Consider the following 26,469-nt stretch of genomic DNA (forward strand, 5'->3'; position numbering starts at 1 on the left):
GCGGCGGCGCGGGAACCGCCGTGCCGCGCGCCGTGTTGAACGGGCGCCATGAACACCGCATTCCGCACGCCCCCCCATCCCACCACGACGGACGGCGCCCCGCGCACCGTCGGCGTGGAGGTCGAGTTCGCCAATCTCGACGCCCCGTCGGCGGCGGCGGTGGTGCGCCGCCTCTACGGCGGCGCGCTGGAGCCGGAGAGCCCGCACCGCTGCCGGGTGACCGGCACGCGGCTGGGCGACTTCGCGGTGGAGCTGGACATGCGCTCCGCGCATCCGGGCAAGGCGCCGGACAAGGTGGAGGCCAGCAAAGCGGAGGAGGGCGAGGCCGGCCCAACGGACAAGGGACTGGGCAAGGCGGTCGGCAAGGCGGTGGACGGCGTGGTCGAGGCGCTGCGGCCCTGGTGGGGCAACATCGGCAGCCTCGTCATGCCCTTCGAGATCGCCGCCCCGCCCGTCCCGATCGCCCGGCTGGCCGAGCTGGAGCCGCTGTTTTCCGCCTTGAGCGACCAGGGCGCCGCCGGTACCGACGCCAGCCCGCTGTTCGCCTTCGGCCTGCACCTGAACCCGCAGGTGGCGCGCACCGACGGGGACTATGTGCTGGACCATCTGAAGGCCTTCCTGCTGCTGGCCCCCTGGCTGCGCCGCGAGATCCGCGTGGACCCGACCCGGCGTCTGACCGGTTTCATCGCCGCCTTCCCGGTGGACTACGCGGTGAAGGTCGTCGATCCCGCCTACCGTCCCGACCTCGACGGGCTGATCGGCGATTATCTGGAGGCCAACCCGACCCGCAACCGCGAGCTGGACCTGTTCCCGCTGTTCGCCCATCTCGCCCCGCAGACGATGGCCGCCAAGCTGGCCGACCCGCATGTGCGGCCCCGCCCGACCTTCCACTACCGCTTGCCGAACGCCCGACTGGGCGATCCGGACTGGCGTCTGGCCCAGGACTGGAACCGCTGGGTGGCGGTGGAGGAACTGGCGGCCGACCGCGGCCGGCTCGACGCCCTGGGGACGGACTTCCGCGCCTTCGCCGCGCGCAAGGCGCTGGACGACTGGGCCGCCGAGGCGGGCCGGCGGCTCGCCGTCTGAGGGCGAGGGCATGGCCGCCTTCATCGCACGGGGACGTCCCCTGATCGGAGTCACCGCGTCGGTGCACGGCAGCCGCATCGCCTGGTGGGCGAACCGTCTGGCGCTGCGCCGGGCCGGGGCGCGGGCGGTGCGCATCACGGCGCGCGACCCCTTTCCCATCGAGCGGCTGGACGGTCTGGTGGTTGGCGGCGGCGACGACATCGACGCCGCCCTCTACGGCGAGACCGCCCGTCCGAAGATGCGCATCGACCCGGAGCGCGACCGGCTGGAGCTGTGTGCGCTGGACGGCGCGGCGGCGCGGCGGTTGCCCGTTCTGGGCATATGCCGGGGCTCGCAAATGATCAACGTGCACCGCGGCGGCTCGCTGATCACCGACATCCACGAGGTCTACGAGGAGGCGCCGCGGCTGCGCACGGTCCTGCCGCGCAAGCGCATCCGCATCGATCCGCGCAGCCACCTCTACCGCATCCTGGGCATCGCCGAATGCCGGGTGAACGCGCTGCACCATCAAGCGGTGGACCGGCTGGGCGACGGGCTGCGCGTGGTGGCGCGCGAGACGGTGGGGATCGTCCAGGGGATCGAGGCGGTCCATCACCCCTTCCTGATCGGGGTGCAGTGGCATCCCGAATATCTGGTCGCCGATCCGCGCCAGCAGGCGCTGTTCCACACGCTGGCCGCCACCGCCGCCGGAACCGCAAGCCTGGAGGACGCCGCGGCCTTGTAACCGCGCCTCACCTGCGCAATCGCTCCTTAACTGTTCGTTGTGCCACCATTTCCCTCGCGCGCGGAAGCGGCTATCCTAACGATCGGGCCTAATGATCGGGCCGCCGCAACGGCGGAGGGGCAAGGGCGTGACGGAGAAACAGACGGGCCGGCGGCTTCGGCTGCACACGGTGACGATGATCACCGCGCTGGCCACGGCGTTTCTGATGGCCGGGCTGACCCTCGGGGTGGGCGGGGCCTTCGTCCGGGTGCTCGACCTTGCCGAAGAAGCGGACCGCGCCATCGTTCCGCAGATCACCCGCCAGCACCAGTACGCCGTCTTCGCCGCCCGCATGGGCCAGCTCGCCGAGGCCGTCCTGCGCTCCCGCTCGCCGGAGGAGCGCGCCGGCGCCCTGGCCGAGGTCGAGGGCGTGTCGCAGCGCTTCGCGGCGGACGCGGCAGCCCCGGAGCTGCTGCAACGGCTCGATACGGCCATCCAGGCGGTGCGCCGCACCGCGGAGCGGGCCGACGCCATCGACGCCCTGGCCGCCCAGGCCGTCGCCCTGCAGCGCAAGGGGGACGAGGCGTTCCTGAGCCTGCTGCGCTCCGGCGCCCCCCTGGCGGTGCAGGAGCCCTACCACCGCGCGCTGGAGGCGCTGGCCGCGGGGGTGACCGCGACCGACACGGAGCAGCTCGCCGTCGAGGTCGCCCGCTTCCACGAGCACGCCGCCGCGGTGGTGAACGCGCTGATCCCGCTGGAGGCGGGAGAGCGGGCGCCGCTCGCCCGCACCGCGCGCGACCTCGACGGGCTGGGCGCGCTGTTCACCCTGCGCCAGACCATCCTGTCCGAAGCGGGCTTGATGGGGCTGGAGACGGAAATCGCCCACGGCGTGCTGAACGACCTCAGCGGCAGCCTGACCGACGCCGCCGCGACCAACACGCGGCGCATCGCCGACACGCTGACCGACCAGGCGCGCAGCGGCCTGTGGATCGTTCTGGTCGGGCTGGGCATCGCCTCGGCGGTGCAGACGGTGCTCTACGTGCTGTTGCGCGTCCATGTGGTCCGCCCGATCCGCCGCGCCTCGCAGGCGCTGGCCATGGTGCAGAAGGAGCGCCGCACCGTCCGCCTGCCGCCCGCCCTGTTCGCGGAGCTTCAGGCCATCTCCACCAGCGTCGAGCGGTTCGGCACGGCGCTGGTGGAGACCCATGCCTACGCCGAGGCGCTGAAGGCGGGGGAAGAGCGGATGCGCGCGATCCTGGCGGCCTCGCCCTTTCCCATCGTGATCGCCCGGCGGTCGGACGACGCCGTCCTGTTCGCCAACCCCCAGGCCGAGGCGCTGTTCGGGACCGAGGGGTCGCGGCTGGCGCTGACCCGTAACGCGCGCTTCTTCCTCCACCCCTCCGACGCCGCCCGGCTGTCCCGTCTGGTCGCCGAGCAGGGGGCGGCGAGCGACCTGGAGATGGAAATGCGCACCGCCGCGGGCCGGCCCTTCTGGGCGATGATCTCCGCCGTGGAGATCCACGACGTGGACGAGCCGGCCATCCTCATCGCCGTCAACGACATCACCCTGCGCAAGCGCTCGGAGGAGGAGACGGAGGCCGCCAAGCAGCGCGCCGAGGGCGCGCTGGCCGACCTGCGCGACACCCAGGCCCACCTGATCCAGGCGGAGAAGATGGCCTCGCTCGGCGGAATGGTCGCCGGGGTGGCGCACGAGGTGAACACGCCGGTGGGCATCGCCCTGACCGGCATCACCCATCTGGCCGACCAGACCCGCAAGGTGGTCCGCGGGGTGGAGGCCAACACGCTGCGCCGCGCCGACTTCACCGGCTACCTGACCACCGCGGGGGAGGCCTGCCGGCTGATCGAGAGCAACCTGAACCGCGCCGCCGAACTGATCCAGAGCTTCAAGCAGACCGCCGTGGACCAGACCAGCGAGGAGCGGCGCCGTGTCGATCTGGCCGCTTATCTGGACGATGTGCTGACCAGCCTGCGCCCGCGGCTGAAGCAGACCCCCCACCGGGTGGAGGTGGTTTGCCCGGCCGGGCTGTGGGTTGACAGCTACCCCGGCGCGCTGTTCCAGGTCCTGACCAACCTGACCATGAACGCCGTGATCCATGCCTATCCGGACGGTCGGGCGGGCACGCTGACCATCGCCGTGACCCGCCCCAACCCGCAGGAGGTCGAACTGCGCTTCGCCGACGACGGCTGCGGGATTCCCGCCGCGAATCTCGGGCGCGTCTTCGACCCCTTCTTCACGACGCGGCGCGGCGAGGGGGGAGCGGGCTCGGCCTGCACATCGTCTACAACATCGTGACCACCCGCCTGCGCGGCAGCATCCGCGTGGACAGCCGCGACAGTGGCCGGGAGGGTGGCCAGGGGAAGGGGGGCACCTGCTTCGTCCTGCGCTTCCCCGCCAAGGCTCCCTCCGCGGTGGACAGCGGCGAACCGGCTGCGATCCGGCCGGAACCCGCGGTCTGAAACGAAAAAGGCGCGCCGGAGACTCCGGCGCGCCCTTCGCTGCAAAGCTTGAAGGCCTTACTTGCTGCCGTCCGGGCCGCAGTTCGGGGTGCCCGGCGGGCAGTGGGTGCCGGTCGCGGTCTGGTTGTCGCGGGCCGGGTTGCTGCTGGTGGCGCTGCCCATGCCCGACGGCACCGTGGTCTGGCCCTGCCAGGTGCCGCCCGACGAACCGCTGCCCATGGTGCCGTTGCCCATGGTGCTGCCTGACGAACCGGGCATGGTGGTCCCCGGCATGGTGTTCATGGTGCCGGACGAGCCGGCGGTGCCCGGGGTGGTGACGCTGCCCGGAGTGGAGCCCGGGCCGGAGGTGCTCAGGCCGGTCGACGGCGACGTGGTGGTGCTGGGGACGGTCGGGCTCACGGAGGTGCCGCCCGACTGGGCGACGGCGGAGCCGGCCATCAGCGCGAGGGCCGACGCGGCGGCGATCAACAGGGTACGCATCCTCATCTCTCCATCTGGTGGCGGCGCCCTTTGGCCGGGCGCCCTCCTGGCGGGGGTTCGGTCCGGCGCCCTGCGGCGCGCCCGTCCCCCATTCGCCCATCCCCAACAGGAGGCCCGGCGCATCGTTGCGGCAAAACCGAAGGCCCATTCCGATCTTTTGGCGAGCCGCCCGCCGTCCGGGCGTTCCGTCCGCCGCCATCCGGAAGCGGCCGCCGGGCGATTCCGGAGCAGCCCGCCGCCTTGCGGAACAGGCCGCCGCCGGAAGAGTTGACGCAAGCACCGTTACGGCACGTCGAGGCAGGAATGAGCGAACATCGGGATGCGGCTGACCTTGCCGGGACGCGGCCCATCCTGCGCCCCGGCGCCACCTGCTGGCGGAGCGAGCGGGCGGACCGGGTGGCGGTGCTGGTCGACGGCGCCGCCTTCTTCGCGGCGGTGCGCGCCGCCCTGCTGCGGGCGCGGCGGTCGGTGATCCTGCTCGGCTGGGACATCGATCCGCGGATGCGCCTCGACCCCCACGACCCGGAAACGCTGGGCGATTTCCTCGCCCGCCTGATCCGCCGCCGCCCGTCGCTGCAGATCCACGCGCTGAAATGGGACATGCCGTTCCCGATCTCGCTGGAGCACCCGCACGGGCCGCTGGAGCGGCTGAACCGGCGCACCGGCCCGCGGCTGACGCTGGAGTTGGACGACGCCCTGCCGGTGGGCGCGGCGCAACACCAGAAGCTGGTGGTGGTCGACGACGCGCTGGCCTTCTGCGGCGGCATCGATCTGGCCGGCGACCGCTGGGACACGCCCGAGCATCTGGACAACGACCCGCGCCGCCGCTGGCCGACCGGAGAGCTTCACGCGCCGCGCCACGACGTGATGATGGCGGTGGACGGACCCGCCGCCCGCGCGCTGGGGGTGATGGCGCGCGAGCGCTGGAGCCACGCCACCGGGCAGGCGCTGCCGCCCCCGCCGCCGGAGGGCTTCCTCGCGGCCGGCGCCGATCCCTGGCCGGAGGGGCTGCACCCGCTGATCACCGACGCGGATGTGGGCATCGCCCGCACGCTCCCCGACTGTCTGGTCGGCCGTCCGGTGCGCGAGAACGAGGCGCTGACCTTCGCCGCCATCGCCGAGGCGCGCCACAGCATCTATCTGGAGAACCAGTATTTCGCCTCCTTCCGCGTGGCCGAGGCGCTGGCCCGGCGGCTGCGCGAGCCGGACGGGCCGGAGGTGGTCGTCGTCGTCCCCATGGAAAGCCCGAGCTGGTTCGACCGCATGGCCATGGACACGCCGCGCGGCGTGGTGCTTCAGGAACTGCGCGCCGCCGACCGCCACGGCCGCCTGCGCGCCATGACCCCGCTGACCGAGGGGGGCAACGGCATCGTCGTGCATTCCAAGCTGATGGTGGTGGACGACCGGCTGCTGCGCATCGGGTCGAGCAACCTGAACAACCGCTCCATGGGCTACGACACGGAATGCGATCTGGCGGTGGAGTCGCCGCCGGGCGACCGCAGCGCCGCCGCCCGCAGCACCGCCAATGCCATCGGGGCGGTGCGCAACCGCCTGCTGGCCGAGCATATGGGGGTGGACCCGTCGGAGATGACCGCCGCCGTCCGCGCCACGGGCAGCGTCGTGGCCGCCATCGACCGGCTGAACAAGCCGTCCGGACGCCGGCTGGCGCCGCTGCCCGACACCGACCCCGGCCTGACCGAGCAAGCCTTCGCCGCCTTGCGCATCGCCGACCCCGACCGCCCGGAGGAGGCTTGGGCGGTGTGGAAACGCATGCCGCCGGCCCCGGCGCCGGCCCGCTCCCTGACCCGCGCGGTGGGGGCGGCGCTGTTCACCGCCGGGGCGATCGCCGGGGTTTACGCCGTGGCGTTGGCGATGGTCGAGACCGACCGCGGCGGCCGCTGACCGGCCTGCCGCGAGCTGTCGTCAGGCGGCCCGTCTGCGGACGTTGGACAGGCCGCGCAGATTCTCCTCCAGCCCGTTCAGCCGCGCCAGCCCGCCGCTGATCGCGTCCAGCTCCCGCCGCAGCCCCTCGGGCACGCGCAGGTCGCCGGCGAAGCCGGTCAGGGTGTCGGCCAGGGTGTCGCCCAGCCGGTCCAGCTCGCCCATCAGGTGCCGTTCGTGCCCGGCGACGTCCTGTTGGCCGGTGCTGAGGCTTTGCAGGCGGGCGGCCAGATCGGACAGCAGCGCGTGCTCGGCGGCCACCTTGGCCTGGGCGTCCTGCCCGGCGATCTGCTGGGCGATCGCCTGCTGCATGCGGTCGATGCCCTTCTGGATCACCTGGATGGCCTCGTTCGACTGGCGGGCCAAGTCGCGCACCTCGTTCGCCACCACGCGGAAGCCGTGGCCGTATTCCCCGGCCCGCGTCGCCTCGATGGCGGCGTTCAGCGCCAGCATGTTGGTGGCGGACATGATGCGGGTGATGGCGTTGACCGAATCCTCCAGCGCGCGGGATTCCGCGACGATCTGCTCGAACCGCGTCAGGTCGGAGGTCGCCTCGGCCCGGCGGCGGTCGAGATGCTCCTGGAGGTTGGCGAGAAGCGCGCGGTTCTCCGTCGCGCAACGCTGGGCGTCGTCGTGGCGGCCGGCGATCTGCACCTCGCTGTCGCGGATGAAGCCGACCAGGGCGGCCACCGCGTCCTCCGTGTCGGACAGGCGGGCGCGCAAAGTCTGCACCTCCCGCTCCGCCTGGTCGAGCGCCGCGCCGACGCGGGCCTTGGCCGCGTCCACCGCCTGCGGCACCTCGGCGATGGCGCGCTCCGCCTCCGGCGGGATGCCCTGGGGGCGGCGCGCGAAGGCCAGACGGGCGGCGCACAGGCTGCCGAACTCGTCCAGCGGGCCATCCATGCCGTTGTCGCTCAGCAGGCGCCGCCACTCCTCGGAATCCCGGTGCAGGGTGACGAACAGGCGGTTGGCCTCGTCCGTCGTCAGCGTCTCGCCGTCGAAGGTCAGATGCTCGTGCGGGATGAAGTTGAACAGCGAGGTGACCATGGTCCGCCGCGTCTCCAGCACCCAGTACTGCACGACCATCACCACCATGATGGTGACGATCATGCCGAGCGCCGCGGCCGGCCCCTCCGGCACGCCGAACCGGTGCAGCGTGGCGTTCCACAGCGGGTTGAGGAGAACCACCACCACGATCACCGGAAGGCCGATGATGAGGAGAAGCAGAGCCTGCGCCTTCAAAAATCCCCTGCTGAGCATCGCTCCCTCGTCACCTTGTCCAGTGGTCATTCCGAATCCCCGCGCAATCAAAAGGACGCGATGGTCCCTCATGTTCGCGCATCGTAAAACCACACACCGTAAAAGGTAAAGAAGCATTGATTTTGCCTAGCATTCGAGACAAATTTTTTGAATGGCCGCGCTTCCGGTGCAGAGGTGGAGCGGGACGGGCAAGTCGGGGCGGGAAAAACAGCCGAAAATCGGGCCGGAATCGAAGCGGGCGAGCCGTTTCCGGCCCGCCCGTTCCATGTCACCCACACGCTGCGTCAAATGGCAGCACGACCCGTCAGGAGCGCGTCTCCGCCACCGAGCCCGGCTCGGAGATCACGATGTCGACGCGGCGGTTCTGCTGTCGTCCCGACTCCGTGCTGTTGGAGGCGACCGGCTGGGCCGACCCCAGCCCCTGCGCGGCGATGCGGCTGGGGTTGACGCCGCGCGCGGTCAGCGCGTCGCGCACCGCCATGGCCCGCTCCTCCGACAGGCGCAGGTTGGTGGCCGACGAACCGGTGGTGTCGGTGTAGCCCTCGATCCGCACGGTCCGTTCCGGGTTGCGCTGCAGGAAGCTGGCGAGTTCGCTCAGACGCGCGTCGGCGCCCGGAGTCAGGCGGGCGCTGCCGGTGGCGAACAGCACGTCGCCCAGCGACATCACCAGACCGCGTTCCGTCCGCTCCGCCTGGAGGGCGCGGATCTGGTCCTGGAGGCGGTAGGTCTCGGCGTTGGCGACGACCTGCTGCGCGCCCTTCATCGCCGCCACGTCCTGGGCGATCTGGATCTGCCGGTTGGCGAGATAGGCCTGATGGTCCATCTCCGCGGTGTTGCCGTCGCTGCGCGCCCGCTCGCCGCGCTGCAGCGCCTCTTCGGCGCGGCGCAGCTCCAGCGTGGCGTTGCTGGCCAGCTGCGGGTTGGCGGCGGCGCTGGAATAGGACTGGCGCGCCTGGGCCAGGGCCGGGGTGTCGTCCGGGGTGGCGCAGGCGCCGAGCGACAGGGCGACGACGCCCAGCGACGCCAGGGCCAGGCTTTTCCTCATCGTCCAAGTCTTCTTGTCGGTGGTGTGCATCACGGCGTGCCCTCCAGCGTGCGCGGGGAATCCCAGGTCGAGGTCCCGCTCATGCCCGACGGGGCCAGGGGAGCGGCGGCGGAGGCGGCGGGCGCCCGGCCCGGCACACCGCTGTTGGGCACACCGCTGTTGGGATTCGCGAGCGTGCGGACCGCGCTGGCGGCCTGCTGCGCCGTCGCCCGCTGCGAGCGCACGGTGGCGAGTTCGGCGTCGGCCTGCGCCTGCTCGGCGAGGCGGCGGGCCTTGGTCCGCTCGTCCTCGCGCATGGCGGCGTTGGCGGCGGCCAGCTTCTCGCGGGCGGATTGGAACTCCGCGGGGGAATGTTCGAGGGCGCCGGCCCGTTCGGCCTGCTGGATGGCCTGCGCCGACGCGCCGAGCTGGGCGGTCGGCGGCGGCACGCTGCCGGCGCAGGCGGCCAGCCCGAGCGACGCCGACAGGATGGTCGCGGCCCTCCATCCCACCCTGGGCCATCCCAATGTCGAAATGCTGTTGCGGTTCATGCTGCGGCTTCCCGAATGACCGCGGCGCATGGCCGCGGGAGAGTGATCGCCGCTCCAACGCGCCGCCGGGGGGAAGGTTCCTTGTCCGCACATCCGCGCCGGGAAACGCCCCGCCTGCGCACAAAAAGACGGCCGGGGGAGTGCCCCGGCCGCAAGGTCTGCCTGGATGGGAGGGGGAAAGGGAGGGGCTTTACTTCTGGATGCCGGTGACCTGCTGCTGGGCCTTGTTGCCGATGCCGGCGGAGAGGTTGGAGACGGTGCCGAGGTTCTGGTTGAACAGGGCGCCCGGCGCACCGAACTGCATGGCCTTGACCTGCTGCTGGGCGGTGTTGCCGATGCCGACCGCGCTGTTGCTGACGGTCCCGGCGTTGCTGTTGAAGCCACCCAGAGCGAAGGGCGCCTTCACCCCGCCGCCCATCCCGCCACCCGCCTGCAGCCCGAAGACCTGCTGCTTGGCGGTATTGCCGACGCCGGCGGCGAGGTTGGAGACGTTGCCCAGGTTGGAGGCGGTGCCGAAGGGCCCGGCCAGCCCGCCACCGGCTTGCACGCCCATCACCTGCTGCTGCGCCTTGTTCTGGATGCCCGCGGCGGTGTTGGAGATGACGCCCAGGTTGCTGGCGTTGCCCAGCGGGATGCCGCCGGTCATCAGGTCGCCGGCGAAGGCCGGGGCGGAGCAGAGCAGGACGGCGGCGGCGGCGATCAGGGTGGTGCGGCGCATGGTGTGTTTCCTTCCGGTGTCTGGGGGAGTTGGCTGCCGGTTCCGTCTGCGTCGGGGCCCGGCCTGTCCGATGACCAGACCCTACGCCCCGCCGCCCTCCCCCGCTGTGGCCTGCGCCACACCCGGATGCGGTTTGCCTTCACGGTTCCAATTTTGACGTTCATCAAGACTCCGCCCGGCAAAGCGGTGTTTCCTCGCATCCCATGACCACCGATCTTCTTCTCGCCGCCCTGTTCCTGTTCGCCACCCACGCCGTGCCGTCCTGGCCGGGGGTGCGGCCGTGGCTGATCGCCCGGCTGGGGCGGGGCGGCTTCGTCGCCCTGCATTCGCTGGGCTCGCTGCTGGCGCTCGGGCTGTTCATCTGGGCCTACCGCGAGGCCGGGGGCGGGGAGCCGCTGTTCGTTCCCGCCGGCTGGGCGGCGCCGCTGGTCGTCGCGCTGATGCCGCTGTCCTTCCTGCTGATCGCCGCCCGCGTCACCAGCAAGGCCGGCGAGCCCGACGCGCCCAACCCGCCGCGGGGCATCTACCGGATCACCCGCTTTCCCGGTTCCATGGGGCTGCTGCTGTGGGCGCTGCTGCACCTGCAAGCCACCGGGGACGGGCGGCGGGTCGTGCTGTTCGTCGCGATGGCGGCCATCGCCCTGTTCGCCATGGTCAAGAACGACTGGCTGCTGCGCTGCGGTGCTGCTGGGCGGGCCTACCGGGCGGAGACCTCCGCGCTGCCCTTCGCCGCCATCCTGGCCGGGCGCCAGCCTTTCCGGCCCGGCGAGATCGGCTGGGGCCGCGTCCTGGGCGCGCTGGCCGCCTACGCCGCGATGATCGCGCTGCACCCTTGGCTGTTCGGGGTCAGCCCGCTCTATTGGCTGTAGCGGCACAGCGTGCCGCTCCGCCTGTTGATGGTCTTGAGACCAGACCGCACCGGAAGGACAACGCCATGGAGCATCACACCAGCCCCGACGACCCCCGCGTCCGCGAGCGCGCCCGCGCCATCTGGGAACGGGAGGGCCGTCCCGAGGGGCGCCACATCGAGCATTGGCAACAGGCCACCCGCGAGATCGCCGAAGAGGACGCCGTCCCCGGCCCGGACGCCGGTCTGCAGACCCCCGACAGCGCCAGCGAGCGCGCCCTGCACGAGGCCGCCGAGCATCTGCGCGGCGTGGACGCGCACAGCCACCACCGCCAGTCGACGACCATGGAAAGCTGATCGGGGGAAAGCTGACCGGGGGAAAGCTGATCGGGCAGGCGGCCCGTCAGTCCTCGTCGTCCAGCGACAGCTGGCGGACCTCAAGCCGGGGATCGGGCCGTTGGGAATGGGGCTGCGGCAGCGGGCGGGGCTCCGCCGCCCGGCCCGCGGCGGGAGGCGGCGCAGCGCGCGGCGGGCGCAGCGGCTTGTTCACCGTCCCGCGCGGCCCGATGCTCGGCTCGTCGCCGAAGTCGGGCAGGGGCGGGCAGCGGTCCATCACCGCGCGCATGAGGACGGCGACGCGGTCCGTCTGCTTGCGCAGGCCCTGCCCGCGCTCCCCGTCGTAGAGCGGGTCGTCGAGGAACTTGCGGATCTCCATCAGCGCGCGGAACTCCACCCCCACCGTCTCGTGGGTGCCGATGGGCAGCGCCTTGACCCGCGCGAAGGTGTTGAAGAAGCCCAGGCTCTCCTCCACGAACAGGATCACCATGCGGGCGTGCAGGCGTTCCAGCGCAGTGGTCATCGGGCCGATCAGCTCCTCCATCTCCGACGGGGCGGCGTCCAGCCGTTCCTGGGTCACCGCCGCCAGCGAGAAGAAGTCGCGCACCTTGCGGGAGAATTTGCGGTAGCGGCCCATCCCGCCGACCGACACGCGCTCCCGCGCCGCCGCCGCCAGATCCGCGCAGACCTTCAGCATGTCGTCGAGCCGCATCAGCATGCGGGCGACTTCGCGCTGGCGTTGGGCCGCGCTGACCATGGGGGCGGGCGGGGCCTGCCGGCGGGGAGGGGAGGGGCGGCCGATCATCAGACCATGGTTATCCCGATCCGGTCCGCCGGGTCTAGTTCGCCGTTCGGACGTTCAGCACCCGTTCGCCGCCGCCGCGCAGGACGGTCACCTGAAGCGGCGTGCCGGCCCGCACCAGACCCATGCGGTTGCGGAAGTCGGTGGCGCTGCGCACCGGCCGCCCGTTCACCGCGGTCACCACGTCGCCGCTGCGGAAGCCGGCGCGCTCGGCGGCGGACCCGCGCTCCACCTGGGCGATGACCGCCCCGGCGTCGCCGGTCAGATTCATGCTGTCGGCCAGATCGGGGGTCAGGTCCTGGATGGAGACGCCCAGCCGGCCGCGCCGCACCTCGCCATACTCGACCAGCTGCTCCATCACCGAGCGGACGATGCTGACCGGGACGGCGAAGCCGATGCCGACCGACCCGCCGGCCGGGCCGATGATGGCGGTGTTGATGCCGACCAGCTCGCCGTTGAAGTTCACCAGCGCGCCGCCGGAATTGCCGGGGTTGATCGAGGCGTCGGTCTGGATGAAGTCCTCGTACCCCTCGATCTTCAGACCGCTGCGGCCGAGCGCCGAGACGATGCCCGAGGTCACCGTCTGGCCCAGCCCGAAGGGGTTGCCGATGGCGACCAGGAAGTCGCCGACCTTGAGCTGGTCCGAATCGCCCCAGGGCAGGGCGGTCAGCTTCTCCGCCTCGATCTTCAGCAGCGCGATGTCGGTCGCCGCGTCCCGCCCGACCAGCTTGGCGCGCAGGCGGCGGCGGTCCTTCAGGGTGACGGCGATCTCCTGCGCGTTCTCCACCACATGGGCGTTGGTGATGACGTAGCCGCGCCGCGCGTCCACGATCACGCCCGACCCGGCGCTGACCTGCGGGCGGGCCTGCTGCTCGGGGACGTTGAAGAAGCGGCGGAAGAAGGGGTCGCGCAGCAGCGGGTTCTCGGCCTGCGGCGCCCGCGACAGAACGGCGATGTTGACGACGGCGGGGGTCACCTGCTCCAGCATCGGCGCGATGGTCGTCACCCCGGTGACGCCGGCGGGCAGGGCCGCGGCGGCGGGGGCCGGGCCCGCGCCCGGAACGCCGATCCCCAAAAGCCCGGCCACGCACATCGCCCCCGCAAACCGAAGCGCCGCGAACCGAAGCGTTGTCGTCATCGGCATCTTGTCCCTATTCCAGTTGTTCCGCACCGCGTTGGCGCCGCTGATGTGGGCGAGCGGCACCCGCGGGTCAAGCCTGTGCGCCCTTTGCCCCACCGCTCGGCCAGCGCAGAGGGATGGAGTATAGGGCGAGGGCGGCGACGGGTGAATCCTCCATACCGCCGACCGCCGTCTTTCGCGGCACCGCTCCGGCGGCCGGCTTCTATGCTTGGTTGCATGACGACAGGGTGTGTCATCGCGCGCCGTCCAGGACTTCATTAAGACTTTGTTCAGCGGGATCTGCGAGGACGTATTGTGAAGGATTTGCCTGAAATCCAGGCCATGTCTGGTGTAACCTCAGTTTTCCTAAGACGTGCTTTCCTCCATGGCGGATACTCAACAGCGGCCCGCCGACGGTGACGACGATGAGCGACGTTCCTCTGATGGAACTGACCGAGCATGATTACCTCCAGATGGAGGAGGCGCTGTCGCAGACCGCGCGCGGCCGCGCGTTCCTGCGCATGCGCGACCGACGATCACGCGTGGTCGCGATGGACGAGTTCCATCGGCTGACCGGCGCGCTGGAGCAGCAGATCAACCGGCTGCGCGGGGTGGAACCCGGCGCTCTCCCCCGCCTGACTCCGGGCGGCGGCATGGGGAGCGGCATGGGCGACAATCTGCAGCTTCAGCAGGAGCTGATGTCGATCACCCAGGTGGTGCGCGAGACGCGCAGCGACATCGCCGCGCTGCGCCCCGCCGACACCGGGTCGAACCGCATCGAGGCGGCGACCGGCGAGCTGGACGAGATCGTCGCGGCGACCGAGCGCGCCACCACCGACATCCTGAACGCCACCGAGAAGATCCAGGAGATCACCCAGGGCATCCCGCGCACCGATCCCGACATCGCCGAGATGGTCGACGCCATCGACGCCTGGAGCATCGAGATCATGACCGCCTGCGCCTTCCAGGACATCACCGGTCAGCGCACCACCAAGGTGGTCAACACGCTGCGCTACATCGAGCAGCGCGTGAACACGATGATCGAGATCTGGGGCGTCGACCGCATCGCCACCGCCTCGGAAACCGCGTCGATGGGCGAGGGGACGTCCCACCGCAAGCTGGGCGACACCCGGCCCGACGCGCATCTGCTGAACGGCCCGCAGCTCGGCGGGCCGGAGGTCAGCCAGGACGACATCGACGCCCTGTTCGACACGCTGGCCACACAGATCCCCCAGGTGCTGGAACGGGCGGAGCCGGCCGAGACGCCTGCCCCGCCCCCGCCGCCCCCTCCGCCGCCCGCCGCGAAGCCGGCCCCGCGTCCCGCGCCCCCGCCGCCCGAACCGTCGGGTGGCGGCAGCGAGATTTCGCAGGCCGACATCGACGCGCTGTTCGCCTGAGGCGCCGATGGCGAACGACGGCTCCCACAAGTCCCGGATACGCTTGAGCCAGGAGCAGCTGGACCGGGTGTGCGAGCGCCATGTCCGCTTCACCGAGGGGCGGCCCAACGGCGCCCGCGCCAACCTGCCCTTCTTCGACCTGACCGGGCTCGACCTGTCGGGCCGCAACCTGACCGGCGCGCACCTGTCCGGCGCCATCCTGCGCGACGCCCGGATGCAGGGCACCATCCTCGACCACGCCGACCTCTACGGCGCGGACCTGCGCGGCGCCGACCTGTCGGAGGCGCGGCTCTACCGCACCGACATGCGCGGCGCCAACGTGCGCGGCGCCATCCTGGACGGCGCGGTGATGGTGGAGGTCGACCTGCGCGACGGCAGCGTCGCCAACCGCAGCGCGTCCGGCGAGCTGAAGGTGATCGGGTTCGAGCCGGGACCGGCGGACATGGCCTCGGCCAAGCTGACCAACGCCGACATGGCGCGGGCCAAGCTGTCGGGCAGCTTCGCGCGGGCGGCCGACTTCACCAACTCCCGCCTGTCCGGCGCGCGGCTCCAGCGCACCGACCTGCGCGACTGCAACTTCTCCGGCGCCGACCTCCAGGGGGCCGACCTGAACGGCGCCGATCTGCGCGGCGCCATCCTGGACGGCGCCAAGGTGTCGGAACTGGACCTCGTCACCTCCATCCGCACCGACGAGGAGGCCGCCGCCGCCGCCGAGGCGCCGCAGCCTTCCCCGGAACCGGACGAGGAGCCAGCGGCCGAGCCCGCCCGCCCGGCGATCGCGGCGGCGGAGATCGAGAGTCTGCTGCACCAGCATCTGCTGTGGCTCGGCACCAGCGGCCAGCAGGGGCGCCAGCTCGATCTGACCGGCCTGAACCTGGACGGGGTGGACCTGTCGGGCAAGGTCCTGACGCTCGCCAAGGGCTCGGGCGTTCGGCTGCGCCACGCCCGGCTGAACGGCGCGCAGCTCCAGGCGGCCCAGTTCGACGGCGCCGACCTGCGCTCCGCCGACCTGCGCGGCGCCGACCTGCGCGGCGCCAAGCTGGACCGCGCGATCCTCATCGACGGCTGCCTGGACGGGGCCAATCTGGGGATGCTGCTGATCAGCGCCGGGGCGAAGATGATGCGGGCGTCGCTGGTGCGCGCCCGCATGGCCGGCGCCTCGCTCAGCGCCACCAACATGAAGGGCTGCGACCTGACGCTGGCCGACCTGACCGGCTGCGACCGCAGCAGCGCCATCTTCGACGAGGCCATCCTGGACGGCGCCCGGCTGGGAAACGCTTAGGGTTCGGGGCATAGGGTTCAAAGCCGCTGCACCACAAAGAAAAAGCCCCTCCCCGGCGGACCGGGAAGGGGCTTTTTTCGTGCTGCGACCGGCCTTGGAGTCAGGTCGCCCCCTGGGGGGCGATCTGGCCGCCGGGGGCGACGCCCGGCTGGCCGGTGACCGGCTCCGTCGCGTGGTGGGCGATGGCCGTCGGCGCCGACTCCGGGCTCATCAGCGACATGCTGACGGTCGGGGTCTTCCATTCCAGGCTGTCGAAGGCGCCGCAGTGGCCGCACAGGCCGCCCCAGCTCGGGCTGACCGCGTTGCAGGCGCTGCAGGTCCAGGCCGCGTCCGCCGGGGCGTTGGCCGCTTGGGCCAGCCAGGCGCGCGCCGCCTCCTCATCCTGCCGCTCCGCCCGTTCCAGCTCGGCCAGGAGCTGGAAGACGCGGCGCGACGGCCGCATCTCCAGCGCCTTGGTCAGGTGGGCGCGGGCCTCGCCCCACAGATGGGCGTCGAGGGCGGCGCGGGCCACGGCCAGCAGCGACTCGACGTCGTTGGGGGCGTGGTTGCGCAGCTTCTCGAACAGCTTGACGCGGGTCATCGGGTCGTAGCTGGAGACCACCTCGCGGTAGGCCGAGGTCAGGTCGGGGTGCGGGTTGACGCGCCAGCAGCGCTCGATGGTCTTGGCGGCATTCTTGTGCTTGCCGATGGCCATCTGCAGCCGGGCCGCGCGGGCCGCCGCCGGGACGAAGCCGGACAGCAGGTCGTGCGCCGCCTGGGCGTGCGACAGGGCCGAGTCGGACCGGCCGCGGCGCTCCGCCTCGAAGCTGCGCTCCAGAAGCAGGGTGGCGCGGTGGCGGCGGCCGTCGTCGGGGTTGATGGCGCCGGCCTGGACGGCCTGCTGCAGCGTGCCTTCCGCCGCCGCCCATTCGCCCGAGCGGGCTTCCAGGTCGTACAGCGTGCCGAGCAGCCAGGGCGTGTTGGGCTGGAGCGACTGGGCGCGGCGGGCGAGCTGCAGCGCCTCCACCCGGTCGCCGGCCTTCAGCGCCTGCGTCAGCAGGCCGCGCAGGCCGAGGAAGGCGGTCTCCGGCCGGTCGAGCATGGCGGTGAAGTATTCCTTCGCCGCACGGTCGTCGCCCTGGAGCTGGGCGGCCTGGGCCGACAGCAGCATGGTCAGCGGCGGCTCGTTGAGCAGCCCGTCGGCCTTGCGGGCCATCTTGCGGGCGGTCGTGGCGTCGCCGGCGGCGACGGCGACCATGCCGCGGGTCAGCGCCTGGTAGCCGCGCTCGCGCCGGCGCGACCGGCGGTAGCGGCCGTAGTTGCGCGGCGCGCCCAGGATGGCGCGGGCCAGCCGGTACAGGACGATGCCCGCCGCCAGGGCCGCCACGCCGATCAGGATGGCGATGCCGATGCCGGTCTCGACGACGTAGCCCTGCCAGTTGATGGCGAGGGTGCCGGGGTGGTTGGCCAGCCAGACCGCGATCGCGACGACGATGGCGACCTTGATGATGAACCAGATGGCGCGTGTCATTGGGCCGCTCCCTTGACCCCGGCGGACTGCGACAGCAGGCCGATGGCGCGGTTGGTGAGCTGCTGGCCGGCCTCGTTGGCGGCCAGACGGGCCTTGGCGTCGGCGATCCACGGCGCGGCGACCTGCGCCGCCGGGCCCTTCAGGGCCGCCAGCTCCTTGACCGCGCCGCCGAGGTTGCCGGCCTGCAGGGCGGCTTCCGCGCGGGCGACCACCGCCGAGGCGCCGTCGCCGACCGCGTCGCCGCCCGAGCGGCGCACGGTGACCAGCGTGGCGATCTTGCCGGTGACCTGCTCGACCCAGTCGTTGCCCTCGCCCTGGTTGTCGGCGCGCACGATGTCGGAGGCCATGGCGGAGAAGCGGTCGGTGAGCTGCGGCTGCGTCGGCACGCCCTTGGCGGCGTAGCCGGCCACGGCCTCCAGCGGCTGCGTCACCTGGGCGTCGCCCGACGCCACGGCGCGGACGGCCTGGAGTTCCTGCTGGAACGGCTGCCCGGCGGCCAGGGCGGAGCGGAGCTGCCCGGCGGCGAGCACCAGCGTCTGGGCGGCGGTGGCGGCGTCGCGGCGGGTCTCCACCGCCTGGTTGACGGCGGCCAGCTCCTGCTTCAGCGCGTCCACCTCCTGGCGGATCTGTCCGGCGGCCTGGGCCTCGCTGCCGACCGCGTCGACGCGCTGCTGGACCTGGCCGAGCTGCTCGGTCAGCTGGGCGACGCGCGGGTCGGGCTCGGCCGGAGCCGCCGCGGCGGCGGCCTGCGGACGCTCCTCGAGCTGCTGGATGCGGGCGGTGAGCTGGCCGACGGCGTTGTCCAGCGTCTGCTGGTCGATGCCGGAAGCGGCCGCGTTGCCCTCGGCCGGGGCGGCGGCGGGGCGCTGCTCCAGCTTGGCGAGGCGCTCGGACAGCTGCTGGATCTGGTTGCGCAGGGCCGGGTCGGGCTGCGCCGCCGGGGCGGCCGCGGACGGGGCGGCGGGGCCGCCGGCGGTGGGCCAGCCGGGAACGCGCGGGCCCCACCAGGGCTGCGACAGGGCGGCGGCGCCGACCAGCAGGGCGATCAGCGACACGGCGGTGGCGAAGCCGGCCCCGGACTTGCGCTCCTCGCGCGGCGCCTCGTAGCGCGGCGGCTCGTAGGAGGAGGTGGTGTAGGCGGAGGCGGGGGGCTCCACCGGCGGCGGAGTCTCGCTTTTGACCTCGTCCGACGTGTAGGCGGCGGCCTTGAAGGGATCGGCCTTGGCCTCTTCCTTGATCTCTTCGGAGCGGATCTCCTCGCCCTCGATCGTCTCGGCCTTCACGCCGCCGCCGGGCAGCGTGTCGGCGGCGCCCGGAAGAGTATCAGCGACGGGCGGCAGGGTGGAGGGCGGCAGGTCCGCGGCCGGCACCGGGCCACCGCCCGGCAGGGTGTCCTCGGCCTTGCCGGACTCGGTTTTGAACGGCTCGGCGCCTTCGGAAAGGGGAGCGATCGGCGTGATGACGGGAGCGTCCGGCGGCGGCAGCGGCATCACCGAGCCTGCGGCGTCGGGAGCGTTGCGGTCCTCGCTCGGCGTGGCGGCTTCCAGGTCGGCTTCGCTCAGCTTGATGCGGTGCTTGGCGGCGGAGGCGCGGAGGTCGGCGTGGCGGGCCAGCGGGATGGCGCCGCGCTTCTTCCAGCCCTGCACCGTGGTGACCGGGATGTCCAGCTTGTGGGCCATCGGGCGGATGCCGCCGAAGCGCTCGATGATGCGTTCGACGGCGGGGCCGCCGGACACCTGGTTCTGATCGGCCAACGGGTTCTGGTTGGGCGTCTGGTTCTGGTCGGACGGCGTGTGGCCGTTCGGGTCAGCCTCGTGTTCGGAGCCTGGGCGAGAGGTCATTGGGTGCCTTCTGGTCGCAGTTGTTCTCAACGAACGCCACACAAGCCCCCAAGCGGATGCGCTCAAGCCCGGCCCGTGCCGCCGGATGGTTCCGGCAGCAGGCCGAGCAGAGAGTCCTGCTCCGGCCGTGGCGCCACCCGTACGTTCTGCCACGGTGTCACTCCCAGCTCACCGTACGCGCGGGCAGCCTCCGCGACCGCGGGGCTGAGGCAGAGCGCGTCCACTGTACGACAGCGGTCGATGAGCCCGGCCTCGGCGACAAGCCTAACAAACGAACGGGCGGTACGGGGAGAGAAAAACAACACGGCGTCCAGTGTTCCCGTACGCAACAGCGCCGCCGTGCCGTCCGACAGCCGCGCGCTCGGAACGGCGTCGTACAGCGTTTCCCGCAGGATGGAAAATCCGGACTCGCCCAACATGGCCGAGAGGTCGCCGGCGAGCTTGGTTCCTGCGACATGAAGTAGCGGACCCGCTGCTGCGGTGCAGCGGCGGCGCACCAGATCGGCCAGCGCGTACACGTCGCCGGACGCGCTCTCGACCTGCGTGAAACCGGCCGCGCGGGCGGCGGTCGCGGTGGCGTCGCCGACCGCATAGACCGGACGGTCACGTCGGCTCGTACGTCTGGTGTAGCCCCGTACGCCGTTTGCGCTGGTGAAGAGGAGGGCCTGTACGTTCCCGACGTCCGGCTCCGGCCCGTCGAGCCAGCGGATTTCCAGCATCGGCTCCGTCGACACGGCGAATCCGAGTGCGCCCAGACGGGCCGCCAGCGGCTCGGAATCCTCCGCCGGACGGGTGACCAGGAGGTGAGGGGCCGCCATCGCCGGCCGCCGTCAGCTCTTGAAGAAGTCGGGCGGCAGGACCGCCTTGATCTCCGCCCCGGCGTCGGCGCCGATCGCCGCGGCGTCGGCGGCGCTGCCGCTGCGCTCGGCCCGGAAGACCTGCCGCCCGTCGTTGGACAGCACCTTGGCCTTCAGATGCAGCCGGTCGCCGTCCAGCGTGGCCAACCCGGCGATGGGGGTGCGGCAGGAGCCGTCGAGCATGGCGAGGAGCGCGCGCTCCGCCGTCACGCGGGCCGTGGTGGCGGCGCAGTTCAGCGGGGCGAGCAGGGCGCGGGTGGCGTCGTCGGCGCTGCGGATCTCGATGCCGATGGCGCCCTGGGCGACGGCGGGCAGCATCTCCTCATGCTCCAGCACGGCGGTGATGCGGTCGGTCAGGCCGAGGCGGCGCAGCCCGGCGAGCGCCAGCAGGGTCGCGTCGACCTCCCCGGCCTCCAGCTTGGCGAGGCGGCTCTGCACGTTGCCGCGGAAGGGCACGACGGTCAGGTCGGGCCGCCGCTCCAGGATCTGGGCCTGACGGCGCAGGCCGGCGGTGCCGACGACCGAGCCGGCGGGCAGCGTGTCCACCGTGTGGCCGCCGCGCGAGAAGAAGGCGTCGCGCGTGTCCTCGCGCGGCAGGAGCGTGGAGACCTCCAGCCCGTCGGGCATCCAGGTCGGCACGTCCTTCATGGAATGGACGGCGAGGTCGGCGCGGCCGTCGAGCAGCGCGTCCTCCAGTTCCTTGGTGAACAGGCCCTTGCCGCCGGCCTCGGCCAGCGTGCGGTCCAGGATGCGGTCGCCGGTCGTCTTGAAGACGACGATCTCGATGGCGCCGGGGGCGGCCAGATGCGGGTGCGCCGCGATCAGCCGGTCGCGGGTCTCGTGGGCCTGCGCCAGCGCCAGCGGGCTGCCGCGCGTGCCGATGCGGAGCGGTTGGGTCATGAGGGCAGTGTTCTAGGCGATCCGCCGCGCTTTGCAAGCCCTGGTGACGGGCATGCTACTCTTTGGTGAAACACTTTGCGGCGTATCTCACGATGCGCGCCGCGCCGTGACCACCATGCGGCGGCTGTCCACCGTCCAGGGCGCATCCTCGAAATCGCCGGCCAGCCGTTCCACGGCGAATCCGGCGGTCTCCAGCATCAGCTCCAGCTCGTAGCGGAAGATCATCCGCCAGGTGAAGCCGTATTCGGTCACCGCGATCTTGCCGTCCGCCAGCAGCTCGTCGTACCAGCCGTGGATGCGCTGGCATTGCTGTTCGTCCAGGCGGGTGGCCATACTGTTGCGGATGTAGCGGTTGCCGCTGTGGGGGCTGCGCCGCGGTTCCGACGGGCTGGGCTTGGACTCGGCATCCATCGGCATGGTCAGCGGGTTCATCACGTCCAGCGCCAGCGCGCCGCCCGGCGCCAGATGGGCGGCGGCGGCGGCCAGCGCGCGGCGCTCCGCCGCCAGGTCGGGGATCAGCATCAGCACGTTGAAGGGAAAGACGGCCAGCCGGAAGTCCCGTACCGGTAGGTCGAGCGCCGTGGCGTCCTGCCGCACCATGTGGACGCGGTCCCGCACCTCCGGCGCCTCGCGCGCCAGTTTGGCGCGGAGCTGGTCGAGCATGGCGTCGGAAACGTCCACCGCCCACACCGTGTGCCCGGCGCGGGCCAGCGGGATGGTCAGGCGGCCGGTGCCGCAGCCGATCTCCAGAACCGGGCCGCCGGTCTCCGCCGCGCGCTCCTTGTAGAAGGGCACGTCGCCGAGGATGCCGAGCCGGGCCAGCGTCGCCGCATGCTCGGCCCGCGCCTCGCCGATCTCCAGCGAGGGGTAATCGCCGTCGTAATAGACGATGCTGGCGTCGTTGTCGGGGACGTCCTTGTTCATGGAAAGGGAAAGTCCTGAGGAATCCGGGTCAAGACCCTATACCAGAGCGATGGAGACGGCTAGTTTGACGGCCATCATGATCGTTCTTGGAATCGAAACGAGCTGCGACGAGACGGCGGCGGCCATCGTGACCGACGCGCGGGAGATCCGCGCCGACGTGGTGCTGTCGCAGCTGGACGACCACACGCCCTACGGCGGGGTGGTGCCGGAGATCGCCGCGCGCGCCCATCTGGAGCATCTGGACGGGCTGATCCGCCGCGCCATGGCGGAGTCCGGGCTGGGCTTCGCCGACCTCGACGCCGTGGCGGCGACGGGCGGGCCGGGGCTGATCGGCGGGGTGATCGTCGGGGTGATGACCGCCAAGGCCATCGCCGCGGCGCGCGGCCTGCCCTTCGTCGCGGTGAACCATCTGGAAGGCCACGCGCTGACCGCCCGGCTGACCGACGATGTGCCCTTTCCCTACCTGCTGCTGCTGGTCTCCGGCGGGCATTGCCAGCTTCTGGTGGTCGAGGGGGTGGGCCAATACCGGCGGCTCGGCACCACCATCGACGACGCGGTGGGCGAGGCGTTCGACAAGACGGCCAAGCTGCTCGGCCTCGGCTATCCCGGCGGGCCGCTGCTGGAAAAGGCGGCGGCTCTGGCGACGAACCCGGGCCGCTTCGACCTGCCGCGCCCGATGGTCGGGCGCCCCGGCTGCGACTTCTCCTTCTCCGGCCTGAAGACCGCGGTGCGGCGCCATGTCGAGGAACTGGGAACGCCCCTGTCGGCGGAGAACCGGGCCGACCTCGCCGCCGCCTTCCAGACCACGGTGGCCGAGGTGATGGCCGACCGCTGTGCCCGCGCCATGCGCCGGTTCAAGGAGCTGCACCCGCAGGGCGGCGCCCTGGTGGTGGCCGGCGGCGTGGCGGCCAACAAGACGCTGCGCGCCCGCCTGCAAAGGCTGGCCGACCGCGAGGGCATGCCCTTCGTGGCGCCGCCGCTGCGGCTGTGCACCGACAACGCGGCGATGATCGCCTGGGCGGGGATCGAGCGGCTTCGGCTGGGCCAGACCGACCCGCTGGACTTCGCGCCGCGCCCGCGCTGGCCGCTCGACCCCAACGCGAAGCCGGCCATCGGCAAGGCCGGGGTCGGCTCCGGCGTGAAGGCGTGAGGATGAGCCCGTCGTGACCCTGACCTTCCGCACCGCCGGACGCGACGACGTCCCGGCGATTATTCGGCTGACCGTCGACGACGCCCTGTCCACGGCCGGGGACGTCTACAGCGAGCCGCTCGACCCGGTCTACGGGGAGGCCTTCGACCGCATGGCGGCCCAGCCGGGCAATTCCATCGTGCTGGCGGAGTTGGACGGGCGGATCGTCGGCTGCTTCCAGTTCACCGTCGTGCACGGGCTGGTCCGCCGCGGCGCGTCGCGGGCGACGGTGGAGGCGGTGAAGGTGGACAGTGCGCTGCGCGGCCAGGGGATCGGCAGCGCCATGATGCGGCACGCCATCGCGCTGGCCCGCGCCGAGGGATGCGTGATGGTGCAGCTGACCAGCCAGACCCGGCGCACCGACGCCCACCGCTTCTACGAGCGGCTGGGCTTCCGGGCGAGCCATGTCGGGATGAAGCTCCTGCTGACGCCGGAGGCGTGACCGTCCGGGTTGCGGACGGGGACCGCTCCGCCTAAACAGTCGGCCAAATCCAATGAACCAGAACAGGAAAACGGGGGAATCCATGGCGGCGACGGACGTCCGGCGCATCGGCGTGATCGGTGGCGGGGCCTGGGGCACGGCGCTGGCTCTGGCCGCCCTGCGCGCCGGGCGGGAGGCCCTGCTGTGGGCGCGCGAGCCGGCGGTGGTCGAGTCGGTCAACGCCGCGCGGGAGAACCGCGACTATCTGCCCGGCGTGAGCCTCCCCGCCGCGTTGCGCGCGACCGGCGACCTGGCCGAAGCCGCCGCCTGCGACGCCATCCTCCTCGTCACCCCGGCCCAGCATCTGCGCAGCGCCTGCGCCGGCCTTGCCGGCCATCTGCGGCCGGGCACCCCGCTGGTCATCTGCGCCAAGGGGATCGAGCTGGACAGCCACGCCCTGATGAGCGAGGCCGCGGCCGCCGCGCTGCCGGCGGGGACGCCGCTGGCCGTGCTGTCCGGCCCGACCTTCGCGGCGGAGGTGGCGCGCGGCCTGCCGACCGCGGTGACGCTGGCCTGCGCCGACGCCGCGCTCGGCGCCCGTCTGGTCGAGGCGCTGGGCAGCCGCACCTTCCGCCCCTACCTGTCGGACGATGTGGTGGGGTCGCAGATCGGCGGGGCGGTGAAGAACGTGCTGGCCATCGCCTGCGGCGTGGTGGAGGGCCGCAAGCTGGGCGACAACGCGCGGGCGGCGCTGATCACCCGCGGGCTGGCGGAGATCACGCGGCTGGCCCTGGCGCTCGGCGGACGGCCGGAGACTCTGATGGGGCTGTCGGGGCTGGGCGACCTGACGCTGACCTGCTCCAGCCTGCAGTCGCGCAACATGTCGCTGGGCGCCGCCCTGGGCGCCGGCCGGACGCTGGCCGAGGTGCTGGCGGAGCGCCGCTCCGTCGCCGAGGGCGTCTACACCGCCGCCGCGGTGATCGGGCTGGCCGGGAGGAAGGGCGTCGACATGCCGCTGTGCGCCGCCGTGGACGCCATCCTGAACCGCGGCGCCGGGCTGGACGCGACCATCGACGGTCTGCTGTCGCGGCCCTTCCGCGGGGAGGGTCGCTGAGGAACGGGCGGTTTCCCGAATTCGGAATGGTTGCAAGGGCGGATGGGTTGTGCGAGGCTTCGCGCCATCGCAATAGGAGTCCGTTCCATGTTCGCCCCGCCGCACCCGTTCGCCCTGCTGGCGCTCCGCGCCGCCGCCCTGCTGGACGCCGGGCGGACGATCGCCGCCCGACGGGGCGGGGACGGGCGAAAACAGCGCGGCGCCTGAACGAACCCTCCGCAACGACGGCCGCGCGCGTCCCGGGCGTCCGCCGCCGCTGCGCGCGCCCTTCCTCTGGCTGCACCGCTGAGGCATGTCCGTCCGCGGCCGACCGCGCGTCGCGGCACCTTCCGCGGCGGTCGCGGCTGCGCTAGGCTCCCGCCCGACCGAACGGAGGGGTTCCCCATGCTGTACATGTTCCATTGCACCGACAAGGCCGGCGCCGCCCAGGTGCGGGCCGACAACCGCCCGGCCCATCTGGCCTATCTGGAGGCGCACGCCGACCGTCTGTTCGCCGCCGGCCCGCTGCTGGCCGACGACGGCCAGGGCATGGCCGGCAGCCTGCTGATCGTGGAGTGCGCCGACGAGGCCGACGCCAAGGCGTTCGCCGCCAACGACCCCTACGCCCAGGCCGGGCTGTTCGAAAGCGTGGAGATCCGGGCGTGGCGCCGGGTCTACCCGAAGTCCTGAGCGGGGGCGGACGGCGATGGCCCGCTGGCTTCTGAAGTCGGAGCCCTTCAAATACTCATGGGAGCGCATGGTCGCCGACGGCACCACCCATTGGGACGGCGTGCGCAACCATCAGGCGTCGAACAACCTGAAGGCCATGAAGGTCGGCGACCGCGCCTTCTTCTACCACTCGAACGAGGGGCTGGAGGTGGTCGGCGTCGTCGAGATCGCGCGGGAATACTACCCGGACCCGAGCGACGAGGCGGGGCGCTTCGGCATGGTCGACGTGCGGGCGCTGCTGCCCGTGAAGACGCCGGTCACGCTGAAGACGATGAAGGCCGACCCGCTGCTCCAGGGCATGGCCCTGGTCAAGCAGTCGCGCCTGTCGGTCTGCCCAGTGTCGGACGCCGAATGGGCCCATGTCTGCGCGCTGGCCGGGATCGAGGCGTGACGGCTCTTTAAAACTGGCGAGAGCGCTCGTCTGCGCCCGGCGGGTCAGTCCGCCGGTTCGCAGATGGCCGCCTGGAAGTCCTGCGTGGCCTGAAGCATCCGGCGGGCCAGCGCCTGCATCTCCGCCGCGGCCCCGGCGAAGCCGGCCTCCGTTCCGAACGGCGCCAGGGCGGCCGAGCCGGACGTTTCCAGTTCGGCCAGCGACGCCGTGCGCAGGGCGGCGTCGATCACCATCAGGCTGGTGCGGCTGCCCATCTCCGACAGGCGCCCGGCCAGTTCGATGCCCTGCCCGGCGCTGCCGCCGGCCGCGCCGCTTCCTGTGGTGCCGTTTCCGGTGGTGCCGTCCGCGTTGGTCGTGCTGGCCATTCCGGTGCCCTGCTGTTGGGGGAACGCCATGCACGCTAACGATGCGCCGGTTAAGACCGGGTTAAGCGGCCCCCCGAAGGGCGTTATCATGCTTTCGTATTATGCGCGACAAATAGTCGCGCGGTCGCGCCGGCGTGGATGCTGGTGACGTCAAAGGAACGGGCGGTGCGCTGCAACAAAGAGGGACCGAAAGCCCCGATGGAGAGGACGGACAATCAGCCGTT

Annotated in this window: 27 protein-coding genes; 14 read left to right on the forward strand and 13 right to left on the reverse strand. The window is 72.1% G+C overall.

Annotation, left to right across the window (positions count from 1 at the left end; all coding sequences use genetic code 11):
- Positions 1-48 precede the first annotated feature (48 nt).
- The 4 genes from ACWPN5_RS02165 (at position 49) to ACWPN5_RS02180 (ending at position 4,267) form a co-directional block, all read left to right on the forward strand.
- A complete protein-coding gene (locus tag ACWPN5_RS02165) occupies positions 49-1,086 on the forward strand; it encodes an amidoligase family protein (protein ID WP_145682464.1) in 1,038 nt (345 codons plus the stop codon).
- Between the two features lie 10 nt (positions 1,087-1,096).
- Positions 1,097-1,810 (forward strand): gamma-glutamyl-gamma-aminobutyrate hydrolase family protein, encoded by a 714-nt coding sequence (locus ACWPN5_RS02170; RefSeq protein ID WP_145677111.1) that lies wholly within the window; start codon positions 1,097-1,099, stop codon positions 1,808-1,810.
- A gap of 127 nt (positions 1,811-1,937) precedes the next feature.
- Positions 1,938-4,103, forward strand: coding sequence for a sensor histidine kinase (locus tag ACWPN5_RS02175; RefSeq protein ID WP_492293992.1), 2,166 nt, complete (start codon positions 1,938-1,940; stop codon positions 4,101-4,103).
- Positions 4,085-4,267 (forward strand): hypothetical protein, encoded by a 183-nt coding sequence (locus tag ACWPN5_RS02180; RefSeq protein WP_492296346.1) that lies wholly within the window; start codon positions 4,085-4,087, stop codon positions 4,265-4,267. The genes ACWPN5_RS02175 and ACWPN5_RS02180 overlap by 19 nt, the downstream gene beginning before the upstream one ends.
- 57 nt (positions 4,268-4,324) lie before the next feature.
- On the opposite strand, the gene ACWPN5_RS02185 is transcribed toward ACWPN5_RS02180, so the two are convergent.
- A complete protein-coding gene (locus tag ACWPN5_RS02185) occupies positions 4,325-4,747 on the reverse strand; it encodes a hypothetical protein (protein WP_145682462.1) in 423 nt (140 codons plus the stop codon).
- 303 nt (positions 4,748-5,050) lie between these two features.
- Here ACWPN5_RS02185 and ACWPN5_RS02190 point away from each other — a divergent pair, with 303 nt between their 5' ends.
- Entirely contained in the window at positions 5,051-6,649 is a 1,599-nt protein-coding gene (locus ACWPN5_RS02190; RefSeq protein ID WP_145682461.1) for a phospholipase D-like domain-containing protein, read from the forward strand.
- A 21-nt stretch (positions 6,650-6,670) separates the two neighbouring features.
- On the opposite strand, the gene ACWPN5_RS02195 is transcribed toward ACWPN5_RS02190, so the two are convergent.
- The 4 genes from ACWPN5_RS02195 to ACWPN5_RS02210 all read right to left on the reverse strand — a co-directional run bounded on the left by ACWPN5_RS02195 (position 6,671) and on the right by ACWPN5_RS02210 (position 10,241).
- Positions 6,671-7,978, reverse strand: coding sequence for a methyl-accepting chemotaxis protein (locus tag ACWPN5_RS02195; RefSeq protein WP_492293994.1), 1,308 nt, complete (start codon positions 7,976-7,978; stop codon positions 6,671-6,673).
- A 274-nt stretch (positions 7,979-8,252) separates the two neighbouring features.
- Complete coding sequence (locus tag ACWPN5_RS02200) at positions 8,253-9,023, reverse strand: OmpA family protein (RefSeq protein ID WP_145682519.1); 771 nt, start codon at positions 9,021-9,023, stop codon at positions 8,253-8,255.
- On the reverse strand, positions 9,023-9,484 hold the full coding sequence (locus ACWPN5_RS02205; RefSeq protein WP_492293996.1) for a DUF4398 domain-containing protein: 462 nt from the start codon (positions 9,482-9,484) through the stop codon (positions 9,023-9,025). Before ACWPN5_RS02205 ends, ACWPN5_RS02200 begins: the two co-directional genes overlap by 1 nt.
- Before the next feature lie 229 nt (positions 9,485-9,713).
- On the reverse strand, positions 9,714-10,241 hold the full coding sequence (locus tag ACWPN5_RS02210) for a hypothetical protein (RefSeq protein ID WP_145682459.1): 528 nt from the start codon (positions 10,239-10,241) through the stop codon (positions 9,714-9,716).
- Between the two features lie 203 nt (positions 10,242-10,444).
- Here ACWPN5_RS02210 and ACWPN5_RS02215 point away from each other — a divergent pair, with 203 nt between their 5' ends.
- Both ACWPN5_RS02215 and ACWPN5_RS02220 read left to right on the forward strand, forming a co-directional pair.
- A complete protein-coding gene (locus tag ACWPN5_RS02215) occupies positions 10,445-11,110 on the forward strand; it encodes an NnrU family protein (protein ID WP_492293998.1) in 666 nt (221 codons plus the stop codon).
- Positions 11,111-11,175: 65 nt separating this feature from the next.
- Positions 11,176-11,445: a DUF2934 domain-containing protein gene (locus ACWPN5_RS02220; protein WP_145682457.1), complete on the forward strand. Its 270-nt coding sequence runs from the start codon at positions 11,176-11,178 to the stop codon at positions 11,443-11,445.
- Positions 11,446-11,491: 46 nt separating this feature from the next.
- Here the strand turns inward: ACWPN5_RS02220 and ACWPN5_RS02225 are convergent, their stop codons facing one another.
- The gene (locus tag ACWPN5_RS02225) at positions 11,492-12,229 is read right to left on the reverse strand and encodes a hypothetical protein (protein WP_492294000.1); all 738 of its coding nucleotides are present in this window, start codon (positions 12,227-12,229) and stop codon (positions 11,492-11,494) included.
- Positions 12,230-12,263: 34 nt separating this feature from the next.
- Positions 12,264-13,364, reverse strand: coding sequence for a Do family serine endopeptidase (locus ACWPN5_RS02230; protein WP_492294002.1), 1,101 nt, complete (start codon positions 13,362-13,364; stop codon positions 12,264-12,266).
- A 407-nt stretch (positions 13,365-13,771) separates the two neighbouring features.
- Here ACWPN5_RS02230 and ACWPN5_RS02235 point away from each other — a divergent pair, with 407 nt between their 5' ends.
- Together ACWPN5_RS02235 and ACWPN5_RS02240 are read left to right on the forward strand one after the other, a co-directional pair.
- Positions 13,772-14,743 carry a hypothetical protein gene (locus tag ACWPN5_RS02235; protein ID WP_492294004.1) on the forward strand — a complete coding sequence of 324 codons (972 nt, stop codon included), beginning with the start codon at positions 13,772-13,774 and terminating at the stop codon, positions 14,741-14,743.
- A 43-nt stretch (positions 14,744-14,786) separates the two neighbouring features.
- Positions 14,787-16,025, forward strand: a complete 1,239-nt coding sequence (locus ACWPN5_RS02240) for a pentapeptide repeat-containing protein (RefSeq protein WP_247888256.1) — start codon at positions 14,787-14,789, stop codon at positions 16,023-16,025.
- A 100-nt stretch (positions 16,026-16,125) separates the two neighbouring features.
- Here ACWPN5_RS02240 and ACWPN5_RS02245 read toward each other — a convergent pair whose 3' ends face one another.
- From ACWPN5_RS02245 to ACWPN5_RS02265, 5 genes are all read right to left on the reverse strand, one after another.
- The gene (locus tag ACWPN5_RS02245; RefSeq protein ID WP_145682453.1) at positions 16,126-17,535 is read right to left on the reverse strand and encodes a heme biosynthesis protein HemY; all 1,410 of its coding nucleotides are present in this window, start codon (positions 17,533-17,535) and stop codon (positions 16,126-16,128) included.
- Positions 17,532-19,376: a mitofilin family membrane protein gene (locus ACWPN5_RS02250; RefSeq protein WP_492294006.1), complete on the reverse strand. Its 1,845-nt coding sequence runs from the start codon at positions 19,374-19,376 to the stop codon at positions 17,532-17,534. The genes ACWPN5_RS02245 and ACWPN5_RS02250 overlap by 4 nt, the downstream gene beginning before the upstream one ends.
- A 62-nt stretch (positions 19,377-19,438) precedes the next feature.
- Positions 19,439-20,194: a uroporphyrinogen-III synthase gene (locus ACWPN5_RS02255; RefSeq protein WP_492294008.1), complete on the reverse strand. Its 756-nt coding sequence runs from the start codon at positions 20,192-20,194 to the stop codon at positions 19,439-19,441.
- A gap of 12 nt (positions 20,195-20,206) precedes the next feature.
- On the reverse strand, positions 20,207-21,133 hold the full coding sequence (gene hemC, locus ACWPN5_RS02260; RefSeq protein WP_492294010.1) for a hydroxymethylbilane synthase: 927 nt from the start codon (positions 21,131-21,133) through the stop codon (positions 20,207-20,209).
- An 87-nt stretch (positions 21,134-21,220) separates the two neighbouring features.
- On the reverse strand, positions 21,221-22,057 hold the full coding sequence (locus ACWPN5_RS02265; protein WP_200478553.1) for a class I SAM-dependent methyltransferase: 837 nt from the start codon (positions 22,055-22,057) through the stop codon (positions 21,221-21,223).
- 76 nt (positions 22,058-22,133) lie between these two features.
- On the opposite strand from ACWPN5_RS02265, the gene tsaD reads away from it, so the two are divergent.
- From tsaD to ACWPN5_RS02290, 5 genes are all read left to right on the forward strand, one after another.
- Positions 22,134-23,207, forward strand: a complete 1,074-nt coding sequence (gene tsaD / locus ACWPN5_RS02270) for a tRNA (adenosine(37)-N6)-threonylcarbamoyltransferase complex transferase subunit TsaD (protein WP_492294012.1) — start codon at positions 22,134-22,136, stop codon at positions 23,205-23,207.
- Positions 23,208-23,220: 13 nt separating this feature from the next.
- Entirely contained in the window at positions 23,221-23,688 is a 468-nt protein-coding gene (locus ACWPN5_RS02275) for a GNAT family N-acetyltransferase (protein ID WP_200478555.1), read from the forward strand.
- A gap of 82 nt (positions 23,689-23,770) precedes the next feature.
- Positions 23,771-24,781 (forward strand): NAD(P)H-dependent glycerol-3-phosphate dehydrogenase, encoded by a 1,011-nt coding sequence (locus ACWPN5_RS02280; protein ID WP_492294015.1) that lies wholly within the window; start codon positions 23,771-23,773, stop codon positions 24,779-24,781.
- A 384-nt stretch (positions 24,782-25,165) separates the two neighbouring features.
- Positions 25,166-25,450: a YciI family protein gene (locus ACWPN5_RS02285; protein WP_145682445.1), complete on the forward strand. Its 285-nt coding sequence runs from the start codon at positions 25,166-25,168 to the stop codon at positions 25,448-25,450.
- 16 nt (positions 25,451-25,466) lie between these two features.
- Positions 25,467-25,880, forward strand: a complete 414-nt coding sequence (locus tag ACWPN5_RS02290) for an EVE domain-containing protein (RefSeq protein ID WP_035669391.1) — start codon at positions 25,467-25,469, stop codon at positions 25,878-25,880.
- Positions 25,881-25,924: 44 nt separating this feature from the next.
- Here ACWPN5_RS02290 and ACWPN5_RS02295 read toward each other — a convergent pair whose 3' ends face one another.
- Positions 25,925-26,245, reverse strand: a complete 321-nt coding sequence (locus ACWPN5_RS02295; protein ID WP_145682444.1) for a hypothetical protein — start codon at positions 26,243-26,245, stop codon at positions 25,925-25,927.
- Positions 26,246-26,469: the final 224 nt, after the last annotated feature.

This window comes from Azospirillum sp. UENF 211521 (genome assembly GCF_058780535.1).